This window comes from Cerasicoccus frondis, from assembly GCA_031296915.1.
In the GTDB taxonomy this organism is placed as follows: domain Bacteria; phylum Verrucomicrobiota; class Verrucomicrobiia; order Opitutales; family Cerasicoccaceae; genus Cerasicoccus; species Cerasicoccus frondis.
Map to the genome: position 1 here is coordinate 204,720 of JAVDPC010000008.1, position 14,720 is coordinate 219,439.

A 14,720-nucleotide genomic window follows, 5' to 3' on the forward strand; every position below is an offset into this window, starting at 1 on the left:
CTTGATTTTTAATGGATAATGCAATGGACCTGAATAATTAGGGCCATTTGCGTAAGCGTTTGTCCTTTACCCTGTCACGGTGATTCCCCACGATTCTGCATGCTAGTTCTTGGTTTGCACTAAAGCAAGCGGGGCAATACTGCAGATGGACATTCGTGAATTTTCAGAGATCGTAGGCGTTTCGACCGCGACAGTATCGCGCGCTTTTTCCGGGCGTGGGCGTATCAGTAAAAAGACTCAGGAGCGAATCCTGGAGGAAGCGCGAAAGCATGGCTTTGCGCCCAACATCAATGCGCGTCGCTTGTCCTCGAAGTTTAGCGGCGTGATCGGGCTTTACTACACGTTTGGTGAGGAAATCATTTTTGATTACTACAATATGGAGCTCGCGCAGGAGATTGCCAAAGCGTGCGCAGGACGGGGCATCTCATTGCATTTAGTGCTCAGGAGCCCATCGCAGCCAGACTTGCAACTGAATAATCTGATTGCGGGCAAAGGCCTTGACGGTGTCATCATTGTAGCGGACAGCGAGCGTAGCTTGGACGGGTTGGGAAAGGTCATCTCCGACTGTCCCACGATTGTCATTGCGAATCAGGTCTGGCCGAAAAATCCGTCCACAGGATTCATTCATTTGGACTTTGAAAGCGGTATCGAACAGGCTGTCAAATGCCTAGTACGGCTTCGGCATCGCCGCATCGGCTTTATCCGTGGCTTATCGGATAGCACTAAGTTCAAGGCCTACCAAAGCACCATGGAAGCATGCGGGCTCAAGCTCGATAAGTCACTCATCGCAGAAGGGCCCAAGACGATTGAGGACGGCCAGCGGGCGATTGGTGTTTTGCTGAAAAAGAAGGTCGACGCAGTTGTCTGTTGCACAGACTTGTTGGCGATCGGCGCTTTGCAAGGCGCTGCTAAGCTTGGCGTTTCCGTGCCCGATCAACTGTCCATTGTTGGTATGGATGACCTCGCGCTGGCGTCGCAAACCTCGCCGCCATTGGCCAGCATTGGCGTGCCGCGCTCCAAGATCGCTGCGAGCGCCTTACAGATGCTCGAAAACGTGATGAACGCATCGGATGGCAACACAGCGGCTACGCCTCAGTTCATGCACACGGTGAACACGTTCTTTGTCGAACGTGAATCAATTAGCTCAGTAAAGGGCTAGTTTTGGTTGTGCTTTGCAGGTAGTGGGCAAGCCCATCTTGCAGGGGAACTGAAGCGGAGAAGCCTAGCAGACTGCGCGCGCGATCAGGACAGCCTAAAGAGTGGATGATGTCGCCGGTGCGCGCATTTTTGAAGACAGTCTCTGGCGTATCGGGAAAGTGCAGGCGCAGCGCTTCGAGGATGTCGAGCAGACTCGTGGCTTTGCCCGTGCAAACATTGACCGCAATGAATCCTAGCTGTGTGGAGCTGGCTGCGAGCACGTTCATGCGGGCGACGTCTTTCACGTTAATGAAGTCGCGTGTCTGTTGACCGTCGCCAAACACAGTCGGCGCAGCACCTTGGGTAAAGCGATCAAGGAAGATGGACATCACACCGGAATATGGCGACTTCGGATCCTGACGTGGGCCGTAAACATTGAAGTAGCGGTTGGCGGTGACTTTGATGTGATAGGTGTTGGCGGCCGCGAGCAGCAGTGCTTCGCTGGCTAATTTCGCGCCACCGTAGGGCGAAAGTGGGCGCTTTTCCGCGTTTTCTTTTAGTGGCAAATTTGGATTGTCGCCATAGATTGCGGCCGAAGATGCAAAGACCAGGTTTTCCACCTGTGTGCGCTGAGCAGCATCGATTACCGACTGTGTCGCCAGGACGTTTCGTTCAAAATTTAGCGCCGGGTTTTGAATGCTTTCCTGCACGCTCACTAGGGCAGCAAGGTGGATGATGGCGTGTGGTCGAAATGCTTCTACGGTGCGGCAAAATACATCACTGCGGGCGACGTCGAATTGCTCAAAACGGAAGCTGGATGAGGCTTTGGCTGTATCGAGGTTTTCGATTTTACCGGTGGCCAGGTTGTCGACGACTAAGACTTCGACTTCTTGAGCTAAAAGCTGATCGACGGTATGTGAGCCGATGAAGCCAGCGCCGCCGGTTACGAGCACCCGTCGTGAGGATAATGTTTTTTCAGGCATATTGTCCGCTTTCGGATAGTTCTTTTAGGCTCGCGACTACGCGCGTTCTGTCTTCAGGATAAGTAACGCCAAACCACGGGCTACTGGTCAGCATGACTTGGCACTTGGCAGCTCCGCTATGGATCAATTCATCAACCACCGTGGGGATGTAGCATTCGGACTTCATTTCGTTCCCACGTTCTTTGAGGAATGCGATGAAATGCGATTCGATTGCGGCAAAAATGGTCGGCGTGAAGCCCCAGCAATTCATTGAGACGACGGTGTTGGAGCGTAGTACTTCTTGAGTGCCTTGAAGATTTTTTCCAATGATTACGCCTGCGGCATTGGCGGCAATGTCGGTGTATTCCTCGACGGCTTTCAGCTTGTCTTTGCGGATCTGGCAAACGCCGCGATTCACTGAGCCATGAGGCGACAGGGTTTTGATGAGCTGATAGCCCACCATACTGATTGCAAGTGCTGATGCATCTGTTGCGGAGAGCTGCCTGGCGAGGATTTGATAAGATTCTTTGCCATAGAAATCATCCGCATTGATTACCGCAAAGGGCTCGGCAATCACATTGCGCGCAGCATAGATGGCCTGGGCGGTTCCCCAGGGCTTGGTGCGTCCCGGTGGAGGCGTGAAGTCGGCAGGCAAGTCATCAAGAGACTGGTAGGCGAACTGCAAGTCAATGTGCGTATCGTAGCGACTGCTGATGTGTTCGTGAAACTCGGTTTCGAAGTCACGGCGGATGACAAAGACGATTTTCGCGAAGCCTGCGCTGATCGCGTCTTGCACCGCGTAGTCGAGCATGGTCTCGCCCATTGGGCCCATGGCGTCGAGTTGCTTCAGGCCGCCGTAGCGGCTACCCATGCCGGCGGCTAAAATTAGGAGGGTGGGGGGTGTCATGGTTGGTTGTTTTTGAGAGTACTTTTTTACGAGTAGTTGAATTCTGAATCGATAAAGGTGCGCTGGATGAGGCGGTCGATTTCCGACTGCTGCTGCTCAATCGACTTCACGAGTGCGAATTGCGTGCGGCAGCGATCAAGGTTGTGCGCCGGGCGTTTAATTTTGAAGTAGGTGTCTCCCAGTAGGTAATCCGTCAGGAAGCGCATGCCACATTCCAGGGCCATCAGTTTGGCGCTCTGGCCGAGGCCTTCCTTTTCATAGTCGTTAAGGAAACACGCTGCGCCGCTTAGATAACCTTGCAAGAGCGCCTCGAACATGGGCATTTGCATGGAAACTTTGCTCAGGTCAGTTTCATCCTCGAGGGCAGAATTCGTCGCGGTGCGGACCATGTCGCTAAAGTCGTAGAGCACGCTGCCGGGCATGACGGTGTCCAGGTCGATTACACAAACGCCCTCGCCAGAGAAGTCGTCAATCATGACGTTGTTCAGCTTAGTGTCGTTGTGCGTGACGCGCTCGGGGATGTTGCCCGCAGTCATTTGGTCGACGATCATTCCGAAGTCGTCCTGCCGTGCATGTAGAAAATCGATCTCTGCCTTAACGGTGATGGCGCGATTGTGTGCGTCTTCTTCGAGCGCCTGGCACAGTGCCGCATACCGCTTGGGTGTATGGTGAAAGTCAGGTATAGTTTCGTGCAGTCGCTCACCTTGGAGCGAAGCGGCGAGCTTTTGGAATTGAGCAAAGGCTGCTGCTGCTGCTGCTGCTTGCTTGGGTGATTCGATCTTATCATACGTGCGTGCTCGCTCGATGAATAGGTAGGTTCGCCAGTACTCGCCCTGGGCGTCTATTGCGTAAGGCTTGCCCGTGTGTGCGGGGATGAGCGTTAGGCCGCGGCGTAGGCGCTCGGGATTTGCCTCGCGTAAGAGGGTCGACTGATTGTGGTCAGTGACACGTTGGATGTTTTCCATCAACGCCTCGGGTTTCTTGAAGATGCTCTTGTTGATCCGCTGATGAATGTAGCGTAGCCGATGTCCTGCTTGATCGTATTCGGCGCAGTAGGTGTCGTTAATGTGGCCGCTGCCGTAGGGCGAGGACACGACATAGTCTGCCCGCATATTGAACAGCTTGGCGATGGCTGAAAGGTCCGCTGATGGTTGATTATTCATGCAGTTTTCTTTGGTTTCGAATCGGGGGTATGGCGTCGTTTTTAGGAGATGTAGAATTATTTGGCAAGAAAATGCGTAAACATTTACACAAAAATCTTGACGATGGCTTTGAGCATTGTTTTTATGACTAGCATGAAGATTGGAGTAATTGGACTAGGCAAGCGCCTGAACCATATGGTGAATACCTGTATGCGTGAAGCAGAGCCCGGACTTTCTATTGTCGCTGCGATCGACCCCGATGAAGCCGCCGTGCGTGAAGCGCTTCCCGAGAAAGAAGCGAAAGCAGTCAAATTTGTGCGTTCAGTTGAAGAGCTTGCGGCTGCAGGAGTGGATGCGATTGCTGTAGGAACACGTTGTAATTTACACGCGAAGTACGCGATCGATGTTGCCGCCACCGGATTGCCTTTATTTTTGGAAAAGCCCGTCGCTACGACACTTGAAGATGCCTTAGAATTGGAGGCTGCATATCAGAATACGGAAACAGAGGTGGTGGTTAGTTTTCCGCTACGCACATCACCGCTTTGCGCTCGTGTTAAGCATCTATTGGATGAAGGCGCACTCGGGATTCCGCAGCATGTGCTGGCGGTTAATTATGTGCCCTATGGCGACGTTTATTTTAACTCCTGGTATCGAGACTACGGCGTGACAGCCGGATTATTCCTACAAAAAGCGACACATGACCTCGATTATTTAGCCTTTTGTCTTCGTAGTCCTATCGTTCGCGTCGGCGCAATGAAGTCCTGCGGGCGAGTTTATCGAGACGCAAAATTTGCCGATGTCGAGCCCGATCCAAATTGCGGTTTTTTTAAGCAAATTGGAACGCCCGAAACCGGTATGAATGAGGACGCATCGAGCGCGCTCATTGAGTTCGAAAACGGCGCTCAAGGGGTCTACACGCAGGTGTTTTATTCCAAGCGTGGAGCGGCGCGTCGCGGGGCAACTTTCTCGGGGCACCAGGGGACGCTGAGTTTTGATTGGTATGAAAATCAAGCGAAGCTGGTGCACCATTTTAAACCGTTTGAGGACACGGTGCGCGTAGATAGCGACTTGCATCACCACGGTGGCGATGGCGCATTGGCGGACAACTTCCTCAAGGTTGTTCGTGGAGAGGCTAGCTCGATCTCGAACATCTGGGCAGGGTTACAAAGTGTGTATGCCTGCTTGGCGGCCAAAGAGAGCTCTGAAACGGGACAATTCTGTGAAGTTCGTCAATTGGCCCAAGTAGGCATGGGAGAAGCTTCCTACCGCTAATTTTCCTATATTTTGCGTAAACACTATTACAAATGCCACTCGATATTGTAGAATTCTCAAAGCAAATCGGCGTCTCGACGGCGACGGTTTCCCGTGCGTTTTCCGGACGCGGACGCATTAGCGAAAAAACGCGTGAGCGCGTGTTGGAAGAAGCGCGTGCTCGTGGTTTTTCTCCCAATGTGCATGCGAGCCGACTTAATTCGAAGCGAACCAATCAGATTGGTCTTTACTATAGTTTCTCGGAAGACCCGATATTTGACTACTATAACATGGAACTCGCGCAAGAGATCGCCAAGGCGGCAGAAAAGCGTGGGCAAGCGGTTCATCTTGAACTCAGCCGAACTGGTAAGGGCGAGAACCACCGGTTGCGTCAACTGACTGGCGGCGGCGGCCTGGATGGCATCATCCTCGTCGTCGATGGTCGCACCAGTGGCGCTCGACTATTAGAGTCTGTGCAGGGGTGCCCGGTGGTTGTCGTGACTAATCGCGCCTGGGCTCCGATTCAGAAAGAGATCGTGGTCGAGTTGGATATTTTCAGTGGAATGGTCGACGCAGTGCGGGATCTGGCAAGCTTGGGTCACAAGCGGATTGGGTTTATCGGCGGCACTGGGATCACAGCCAAGGTTAACGGCTTTCGGCGTATCTTGGAAGATTGTAAGCTCACTGTTGATCCAAAGTTAATTGCGGAAGGTTCGGTCAGCTTTTCTGATGGCCAAAAGGCATTTCATCAAGTCGCCTCGCAGCGCCCGTCTGCAGTATTTTGTGCAACGGACGTTTTGGCGATGGGCGCTCTGAATGAAGCCAATGCTATGGGGCTAAATGTTCCGGGAGATATTTCCATTGTCGGCATGGATGACTTGGCCTTCACCGCCTACACCACGCCTTCCTTGAGCACTGTGGGCATACCTCGCAGTCAAATCGCGAAGACTGCGGTCGATAGCATTATTTCCCAGCTCGATGACGAAGAGAGCGAATCTCCGCGCGCATTGGCTAAGCATGTCATCGGTAGCTACTACGTGCCGCGCGCATCCGTGGGCGCTTTCACTGGCGCTTAGGTTTAAGCAATTTTTCAAGCCTCAAAGCATTCATTAAATCCATATCACTATGAAATCAATAAACACTACGAAACTGGTCTGCGGCATTTTGGGCTCACTTGCGCTTAGCGCATCGGCCGTTGCAGGCACCTACGCAAACATCACCATTGATGGTGATTTTTCAGACTGGGTCGGTGTGCCGATCTTGACCTCTGACACCACCGGTGATGGTGATCCTGTTGACTTCTTCACGTTGTATGCAGCCAATGACGAGAATAACCTCTACTTGCGCGTGGTTTATAACAACCCTGTCGGCGTCAATGGCGCTAATGCCCAAGTATTCATTGCCCTTGATAATGACAACAATACCGCAACAGGTTTCGATGTTTATGGCTTGGGTTTGATTGGCTCGGAGGTAGGGTGGCAAAATGATTTTCCCTTTGAGCAAACCACGGGGAACTTCAATACTGGCAACGGTATTACCGATGGTGGCGCCTCAATTGCGCTTTACAATACCACGGTCAGCGAGCAGGAAATTTCCATCAGTCGTTCGGCTACCTTTACAATAGGCGGCGCCACAATTTTCCCGAATGACACTTTTGCGATCGCCATGTATAGCAACGGGACCACGCTGGATGACTTCATCGGGGCCGGTGTCTATACCTTTGCTTCGGTTCCTGAGCCGGCTCATTATGCAATGATTTTTGTGGGGCTGGCTGGCGCGATTACCTTGCTTCGTCGCCGCAACCGAGCATAATATCTGCTTACACAGCTACGATATGGAATGGCGTAAGCAATCTGGGTTCACTTTGGTGGAGCTACTCGTCTGTGTGGCGGTAATCGGCATACTGGCGAGTATCCTCATCGCAGTGCTAGGCGCTGTTCGTGAGAAAAGTCTACTCACGAACAGCATCTCCAATGTGCGCAACATTGGAGGCGGAACCCAGATGTATGCGCAAGAGCACGACAATAATATACCGGTGTGGCATAACTATAACACCGGCCAATATTGGTGGCAATTGCTGCTCCCATACCTTGGCGAAGATACGGACATCTTTCACAGTCCGGCCCATGAAGAGTTTAACGACACCGACGACACTACGCTGGCTCAGACTATTTCCTATGGCTGGAATTACGTGGTGATGGGGCGGCATCTTGGCGATACATCCCGTGAAGGCGATCATGTGCTGTCGCAGTTCATCTTTGCCGATCCTTCGAAGACACTGGTGCTTGCCGATGGGCCCAAGACTGATTGCTGGGGCTACATTGCTCCTGATCATCCGGCGGACCCGGACCGCTATGGCAATAACCTTGTAGTGGCGCTGTTCCTTGATGGCCATGTGGACACTTTGGATTACGCCGAAGTTACCGCAGAGGAACCTTACTTCGTGCCGATTCGAGAGATGCCGGATTTTAAATAACCTTACCCCAATAACCATGCGATTAATATTCCCTTTCGCGGCCTTTCTTTGGGTTGCGTGCCTGACCCATGCCTCCGATTTGCGTGACCGATTCCAGCGGATCGATTCCTATGCCTGCTATTATGGCCCGGGCAAGGTCGAGGAGCTCGTTTCGCGAGGCGCTGTGATCATCGAGACCCAGCAGCAAAGCCCTGCGTCAATTGCGCAAATGCAAGAGGGGGGCGCTATTGTCATTGGCTACATAAGCATCGGGGAAGACGATGCCCTGCGCGTGGGGGATGGTGAAGGGCCTGGCGGCATGGACTCCGGATATTTTGACCGCGATGGCAACGATGCGCCGGATAAAAACAAAATCTGGAACTCCTACTACGCCGATGCGCGTCAATTGGCCTGGCGTGAATATTTCCTGAAGAGAACTGCCGCCATGCGCGATGAATACGGCGTCGATGGCTTCTTCCTCGATACGGTGGACACCAGCGAGCTTTACCCGGAATCCAAGGACGCGATGATTTCGCTCATAAAAGATTTGCGCTCTCAACAGCCGGATAGCGTAATCGTGATCAACCGTGGCTTCCACACGATCCCATTCCTTGCCGATACGGTCGATGGCGTCATGTTTGAAAGCGGCACGGCGAGCTATGATTTTGCGGCAAAGGAGTACATGCTGCTGAAGCCATCGGCTTGGGATTACGGTCTTGTGTTGTGGCGCGATGTGCTCAAGCCCGTTATGGACGAGCATGGAATAGTGGTGCTGGCGCTGGATTACGCGGAATCGGCTGAACATGAAAATACACGCATCGCCATGGACCGTGCATTGACCTTTGGCTACGTGCCAGAGGTGTCGACTATCTACCTGGACGCCATCTACGACATCGATTACTCACCCGCGCCGGATGAAAAATACCTCGAACTGCAGAACACTCCCGAGCGCATGACTTATCAACTGCCGGAGCCGACGAACGGCTTTCCCGAGGGAACAAAGGTGGCGCCAAGTTCGATTTATCCGGACTACGATGTGACGCCGGTGGTCGACGGAATCGCTGACCGTGAGCAACTGGATTGGCGTCGCCGCGCCTGGGCGTCCTGGGAAAGAGGTGGTGAGCATTTTCTGGAGTTTCAATTTCCACAACCAGTCTCTGCCGATGGGCTCTCAGTGGACTGGGCATTTGACAATGGAGTCCACCACCAAGCGCGCGAATTTCGTGTCGAAGTCATGCCCGCAGATCAGGCGGAAGAGTGGGTGCCGGTGGTTGCCGTTGAGGACAACGAACAGTCAAGCAACGACTTGAAATTCGACGCGATGGACATCGTTGCTTTGCGCCTGGTGCAAGAGGATGGTATGGGCTCTCCGGATCGCCCCGATCTCATGTGGGTGGAGCAGGTTCGGCTTAAGTCGCTCAACTAAGGTCTTTCTATGAGCATTATCGACTGGGGAATCGTCACGGTATTCCTACTCGCTCTCTTGGGCCTCGTGCTCTACTCGCGGCGCTACATGCGTGGGGTGGCGGACTACCTCGTGGCCAACCGCTGCGCCGGTCGTTACTTGCTGACGCTTTCGGAAGGGATCGCGGGACTCGGCGCGATCACGATTGTGGGCGCTTTTGAAATCACCTACCAAGCCGGTTTTGTTCCGATCTGGTGGAGCTATTTTCTGTCGCCACTCGGGCTGATCATTGCGCTTTCGGGCTTCGTCATTTACCGCTTCCGGCAAACGCGCTCCATGACGATGCCACAGTTCATCGAGATGCGCTACAGCAGAAGCTTTCGTGTGTTTTGTGGGCTGCTTGCATTTCTCTCGGGGCTGATTAATTACGGAGTTTTTCCAGCGATTACGGCGCGGTTCTTTATCCACTTTTGTCAATTGCCGGATGTGGTCATGATCTTCGGGACGCCCGTGGCGGTGTTCCCTATCGTCATGGCGATCGAGCTGCTCATTGCGCTGCTGTTTGTCTTTCTGGGCGGTCAAATCACAGTGCTGCTGACTGACTTTGCGCAGTCGATGTTTAGCCTCATCGCGTTTATGGTGATCCTGATTTTCCTCCTGTGGATGTTTAATTGGGGCGACATTATTGCGGGGCTTCAAACGCGGCCAGTTGATCAGTCAATGATTCATCCGTTCCAAGCCGGTGGTATGGATGATTTCAACATCGGCTACTACCTGATCGGCGTTTTCATGGTGGTTTACACCACGCGAGCCTGGCAAGGGAGCAGCGCCTACAACGCCTCGGCCCGCTCGCCGCATGAGGCGCGTATGGCGGGCATTTTGGGCAACTGGCGGGCTATGGCGCAGGGCATGGCAATGTTGCTGATGCCGTTGTGCGTGTTTGCTGTGTTGCACAATCCTGTTTTCAGCGAGCAAGCAGTTGAGATTACGCGCGACCTGAGTCAGTTTAGCGAGCCTGCCATTCGCCATCAAATGACGGTGCCGGTCGGCTTGCAGCATATCCTTCCAATTGGCGTCACCGGTCTACTTGCGGCGGTGATCGTGGCGGCGGCGGTCAGCACGGATAACACTTACCTGCACTCTTGGAGCAGCATATTTATCCAGGACGTGATTCTGCCATTTCGAAAGAAACCGCTGAGCATGAAGCAGCACATTTTACTCTTACGCTGTGGTTTGCTGGGCGTGGCGTTTTTTGCGTGGTGTTTTAGCATGATCTTCCCTCTGCGTGATTACATATATATGTTCTTTGATATCACGGGGGCGATATTCCTCGGAGGGGCGGGCTCTGTGATCATTGGCGGGCTCTATTGGAAGCGTGGCACGACGGCTGGGGCATGGGCGGCGATGATTATTGGCGCAACTTTCTCGGCGGGGGGGCTGCTGCTACAGTCCTATTGGGCAGAAGTCGCACCAGTCTTGCTCGAGTGGTTCCCGGCTAACTCTGCGTTGCAAAGTATCGCGCATGATTTTCCCTTTAACGGGCGTCAGATGATGTTCTTTTCGATGCTGTGTGCGATTGTCGGCTATGTGGTGTTCTCGCTCTTGCAGAACTACGCGCATAACATGGACAAGCTCCTGCATCGTGGAGAGTATCGGCGTGCGGATGATCCTTCCGTTGAGAAGCCAATCAAGTCTTGGCGCAATTTGGGCATGGGCCCGGAGTTTTCGAGGTGGGATAAAGTCATCTACATCGGCACAATTGTTTGGGTGATTGGCTGGTGGTGCGTATTTTTGATTGGTAGCGCGGTTAATTTAACCGTTGGCGTCAGCGAGGAAACTTGGATTACTTTCTGGCAAGTGAATCTCTGGATATCCGTAATCCTTGGCATCTTTACCACCGGCTGGTTTATCTACGGCGGGGTGGGGGATGTGCGCCGCATGTTTGCTGATCTCAATGAAGTGCAACTGGACGTGGATGATGACGGCACCGTCGTTGATGGGATGAATGCCGATGACCTACATGAGCATGATAAACTTTGAAACGTTACTTGGCTATGTAGCCTTGGCGATGGTTCCAGTCGGAGCATCGGCTGCCGAATATTATCTGGCTGGCAATGGCAGTGATTCAGCAGCGGGAGACATCGATGCGCCATGGGCAACCTTTGCACACGCGCTCACCCAGGTGGCGCCGGGAGATGGCGTCAACGTGCGCGCGGGATCTTACGCAGAGCGTCTGTTGATCAATCAATCAGGCAGCGAAGGCGCGTACATTACCATTCGTGCTTATGACGGCGAAGCGGTGGTGATTGATGGCTCCGCGATGAACGTTTCGGGCCGTATGGGCTTGGTCGAGCTGCAGGACTGTTCCTACGTGCGCGTTGAGGGACTGACGCTTCGAAACTTATCGACTAGCAACCGCGATCAGGTACCCGTTGGCATACTTTATGAGGGATCGGGCACAGGTGTTGAACTGGTTAACAACACGGTTGAGCAAATCGCTACGCTCGCAAATCCTCGGGCTAATGGATCCGGGCGTGACGCACATGGCATCGGTGTATTCGGTACGGAAACCATATCGATCAGCGACCTCTTGGTCTTGGGCAATACCGTACGAGACCTGACGCTTGGTTCCAGTGAAGCGCTGGTGATTAATGGCAACGTAGATGGTTTTCGAATCATAGAGAATTCAGTTTTCGACTGCGATAACATCGGGATTGATTGCATCGGCTATGAAGGCGTTGGTCCGACCGATGCATTGGACCAAGCGCGGAACGGATGGATCAGCGGCAACCAAGTCAGTGGCATTTCGACGGTCGGTAATCCGTCCTACAGCGGACCATCCTCAGCAGGGATATACGTCGATGGCGGACGGGATATCGTCATCGAGCGCAATCAAGTGAGCATGTGTGATATCGGCGTTGAGGTGGCGTCCGAGCATCTCGGCAAGTCGACTTCGAATGTCATCGTGCGGTCCAACTTGCTGACCGAATGCTTGATGGCCGGACTGTTCATCGGCGGCTATGAGTCTGGCTCCACGGGGAGCGCGGCAAATTGCGTCATTACGCACAATACGTTTTATAACAATGACACACAGGCCAACGGCGATGAATTTGGTCAACTGCACATTCAATACCAGGTGATCGATACCGAAATTACCGCCAACATCTTTTACCACGACATTACTAAGTCGGGGGCATACAATACCTTCATCGTTCAATGGAATAACGATGCCTCGGGGCTTGTGATTAATCGTAACCTTTATTACGGGCCGGAGACGCCGGTTTGGGTCTTGGGGGGCGATTGGATCGAGGGTTGGGCCGCGTATGATAACCTTGCCCTAAGTGGAGCGGAGGAGGTGTTTGCTGCGCCCGGTTTTATCGATGCTGCTGCGGATGATTTTCGACTGACTACGGAGTCTCCTGCTATCGACCTCGGCTCAACGAGTGAAGCCGCAGGCGTGCGGGATTTAGATGGCCTTGGGCGCACAGCAGGGGAGAGTCCGGATGCGGGCGCTTATGAGTTCGGCGCAGAAGCCTCTACTTGGGGTGGCGCTAGCATTGAGGCGATTGACCAAGAGGTCCATTTTTCCATGACAGCGAATCCAGGCTGGATGTGTGGTCTTCAATATAGCAACAACCTTGAGGAATGGCTCCAGGCGCCTGGAGTTTGGATTGGTCAACATGACTTATCTAGCGTTGCGGTTCATGAACAATCGCTCACCAGCATTGATCCAATATTCTTTCGTATAGTGATCTACTAGTTTAATGTTCTGGTTATGGTGGGTGGCAGGCTTTCACCAACCCTTCGGAATCGCACGCACTATTAATATTCAAATGGAAGGCTGTTCTCCTTGTTATGTTTAGTCTGTAGGGACATTTTATTATAGAAGAGCTGGAGCATCGATTACAAACTATCTGTTGGTTTGTTCCAAGTTGCGTAAATCAGCAAGATTCTTGACATGATAGTCGGCTAGGGGGGAGAGAGTTGGAGCGGGAAAAGCTGGGGCGAACGTAGATTGTAAATATTGATAGGAATCAATAAATAGTTATTTTAATGTTTAGTCGGGTCTTGGCAAACTGAATGAATCAGTCGCTGCTCGTTCGCAACTATCTGGCGTCCGTTCAGGAAACTGTCAATTCCTGCCCGAGGATCTAACGATTCCTCGCCGAGGAACTGATAACTCCTAACCGAGGAACTGGCAGATCCTCGGCGAGGCATTGCCAGATCCCAACCGAGGCATTGATGGTATGCTGCGGTAGCGACTTAAGCTATTTCAGAAATACGAATCAACATCCGTAACATTATCCTATATTGACCGATAATATTCCCTTTGAGCAGGTCTCCGGGTCTTCAACGTTTTGACGGCCAATTATCGATCATGTTTCGCTTCCATCCGTCAAGACCGGAGCTATGGTCGTCCGATGGACTCCCTCCGCCCTGGCCTTGACTTACTCAAACACCTATCTCATCATTAGCCAACACGCTAAGCCAAAGGCTTGGATGAAATACATTGCTTAACTTCGCCAATACTACGTAAATGAAAATACGACTCCTTACATCATCCATCGGTATCCTGTTCGCCTGCCTGCCCTTGAGCGCAATCACTTTCTATATGACAGAGGTGACTTTTGACCAGCAGGACCTGGACGGCACCCTCTTCGACAGCGCGCAAATCCTGTGGTCCACCGATACCAGTGGCTCCGGTTCTTCGAGCGACCTCATTGACCTGAGTTTCTACCTCTATAACGGCGACAGCCTTATCTATACGGATGACGCAATCAGCAATGGTGTCGCAGAGTCCATCGGTGGGGCGTCACGCAGCCTAGATGACATCGAGTTTACCTTCGATACGAATTTGGGTGCGAGCTTGATCGTCGACTTCTTCAATAATGACGTCGATACGGTAGAGTTCGGGGGTTCCAGTGGCGAGACCTACAATATTTTCACCCACTTCGAAGGCGGTCTGAGGTTTTATACGGAGAAGTACCTCGATGGAGTCTTCAAAGGGAGTGTCATCTTATACGAAGTTGAGTATAGTAAGAGCACATCAGTCGTCCCAGAGCCAGGCCACTATGGGTTGGTGCTGGCGCTGCTCAGCTTGAGTGCAGTCTACGTGTGGCGCAAACGCGCCCAGCATTGCTAGGCCGCAGACCTGCCGCATCAAAGATGCTCTCTAACTTCAATCAGTTCGAATTCTGAAGAGTATTTAGGCAGCCATTGAATGCATTGTGCTTAGTACGCTAGATATGCCCTGAGCAAGTCTTCTATCTTTTTATCGATGACGTGCTCTATGGAGTGTTTTCAAATTAAAGCTGTTGATGGCGGCATGGATTTGAAAACACTAACTAGTGTTCCGTTAGCTTAGTTCTTGGCAAAACCATACGATGCATCATTCTACGTTCATGGCACGACCAGGACGCCCGAGTGAGCCCATAGATTTGAACGATTCAGACCGCGCTGA

At 52.5% G+C, this 14,720-nt stretch carries 12 protein-coding genes; 9 read left to right on the forward strand and 3 right to left on the reverse strand.

The annotated features are described in order from the left end of the window. Nucleotides 1-145 precede the first annotated feature (145 nt). The gene (locus RBB63_RS08970) at nucleotides 146-1,159 is read left to right on the forward strand and encodes a LacI family DNA-binding transcriptional regulator (RefSeq protein ID WP_309383291.1); all 1,014 of its coding nucleotides are present in this window, start codon (nucleotides 146-148) and stop codon (nucleotides 1,157-1,159) included. Here RBB63_RS08970 and RBB63_RS08975 read toward each other — a convergent pair. The 3 genes from RBB63_RS08975 to RBB63_RS08985 are packed head-to-tail and all read right to left on the reverse strand — an operon-like array spanning nucleotide 1,140 to nucleotide 4,169. Next, a complete protein-coding gene (locus tag RBB63_RS08975; protein ID WP_309383292.1) occupies nucleotides 1,140-2,120 on the reverse strand; it encodes an NAD-dependent epimerase/dehydratase family protein in 981 nt (326 codons plus the stop codon). The genes RBB63_RS08970 and RBB63_RS08975 overlap by 20 nt on opposite strands. Next, the gene (locus tag RBB63_RS08980; RefSeq protein ID WP_309383294.1) at nucleotides 2,113-3,006 is read right to left on the reverse strand and encodes a sugar phosphate nucleotidyltransferase; all 894 of its coding nucleotides are present in this window, start codon (nucleotides 3,004-3,006) and stop codon (nucleotides 2,113-2,115) included. The genes RBB63_RS08975 and RBB63_RS08980 overlap by 8 nt, the downstream gene beginning before the upstream one ends. 26 nt (nucleotides 3,007-3,032) lie before the next feature. After that, entirely contained in the window at nucleotides 3,033-4,169 is a 1,137-nt protein-coding gene (locus RBB63_RS08985) for a phosphotransferase enzyme family protein (RefSeq protein ID WP_309383296.1), read from the reverse strand. A 102-nt stretch (nucleotides 4,170-4,271) separates the two neighbouring features. Here RBB63_RS08985 and RBB63_RS08990 point away from each other — a divergent pair, with 102 nt between their 5' ends. From RBB63_RS08990 to RBB63_RS09025, 8 genes are all read left to right on the forward strand, one after another. After that, on the forward strand, nucleotides 4,272-5,420 hold the full coding sequence (locus RBB63_RS08990) for a Gfo/Idh/MocA family protein (RefSeq protein WP_309383299.1): 1,149 nt from the start codon (nucleotides 4,272-4,274) through the stop codon (nucleotides 5,418-5,420). 32 nt (nucleotides 5,421-5,452) lie between these two features. Then, complete coding sequence (locus RBB63_RS08995) at nucleotides 5,453-6,475, forward strand: LacI family DNA-binding transcriptional regulator (protein WP_309383301.1); 1,023 nt, start codon at nucleotides 5,453-5,455, stop codon at nucleotides 6,473-6,475. 49 nt (nucleotides 6,476-6,524) lie between these two features. Next, the gene (locus RBB63_RS09000; RefSeq protein ID WP_309383303.1) at nucleotides 6,525-7,211 is read left to right on the forward strand and encodes a PEP-CTERM sorting domain-containing protein; all 687 of its coding nucleotides are present in this window, start codon (nucleotides 6,525-6,527) and stop codon (nucleotides 7,209-7,211) included. 22 nt (nucleotides 7,212-7,233) lie between these two features. Further along, nucleotides 7,234-7,875: a type II secretion system protein gene (locus RBB63_RS09005; protein ID WP_309383305.1), complete on the forward strand. Its 642-nt coding sequence runs from the start codon at nucleotides 7,234-7,236 to the stop codon at nucleotides 7,873-7,875. A 16-nt stretch (nucleotides 7,876-7,891) separates the two neighbouring features. Continuing rightward, nucleotides 7,892-9,280 (forward strand): endo alpha-1,4 polygalactosaminidase, encoded by a 1,389-nt coding sequence (locus tag RBB63_RS09010; RefSeq protein ID WP_309383307.1) that lies wholly within the window; start codon nucleotides 7,892-7,894, stop codon nucleotides 9,278-9,280. A 9-nt stretch (nucleotides 9,281-9,289) separates the two neighbouring features. Next, nucleotides 9,290-11,299, forward strand: coding sequence for a sodium:solute symporter family protein (locus RBB63_RS09015; protein ID WP_309383309.1), 2,010 nt, complete (start codon nucleotides 9,290-9,292; stop codon nucleotides 11,297-11,299). Next, nucleotides 11,286-13,019: a choice-of-anchor Q domain-containing protein gene (locus RBB63_RS09020; protein ID WP_309383311.1), complete on the forward strand. Its 1,734-nt coding sequence runs from the start codon at nucleotides 11,286-11,288 to the stop codon at nucleotides 13,017-13,019. Before RBB63_RS09015 ends, RBB63_RS09020 begins: the two co-directional genes overlap by 14 nt. Nucleotides 13,020-13,796: 777 nt before the next feature. Then, nucleotides 13,797-14,402 (forward strand): PEP-CTERM sorting domain-containing protein, encoded by a 606-nt coding sequence (locus RBB63_RS09025; RefSeq protein ID WP_309383313.1) that lies wholly within the window; start codon nucleotides 13,797-13,799, stop codon nucleotides 14,400-14,402. The last annotated feature ends 318 nt before the right edge of the window (nucleotides 14,403-14,720 follow it).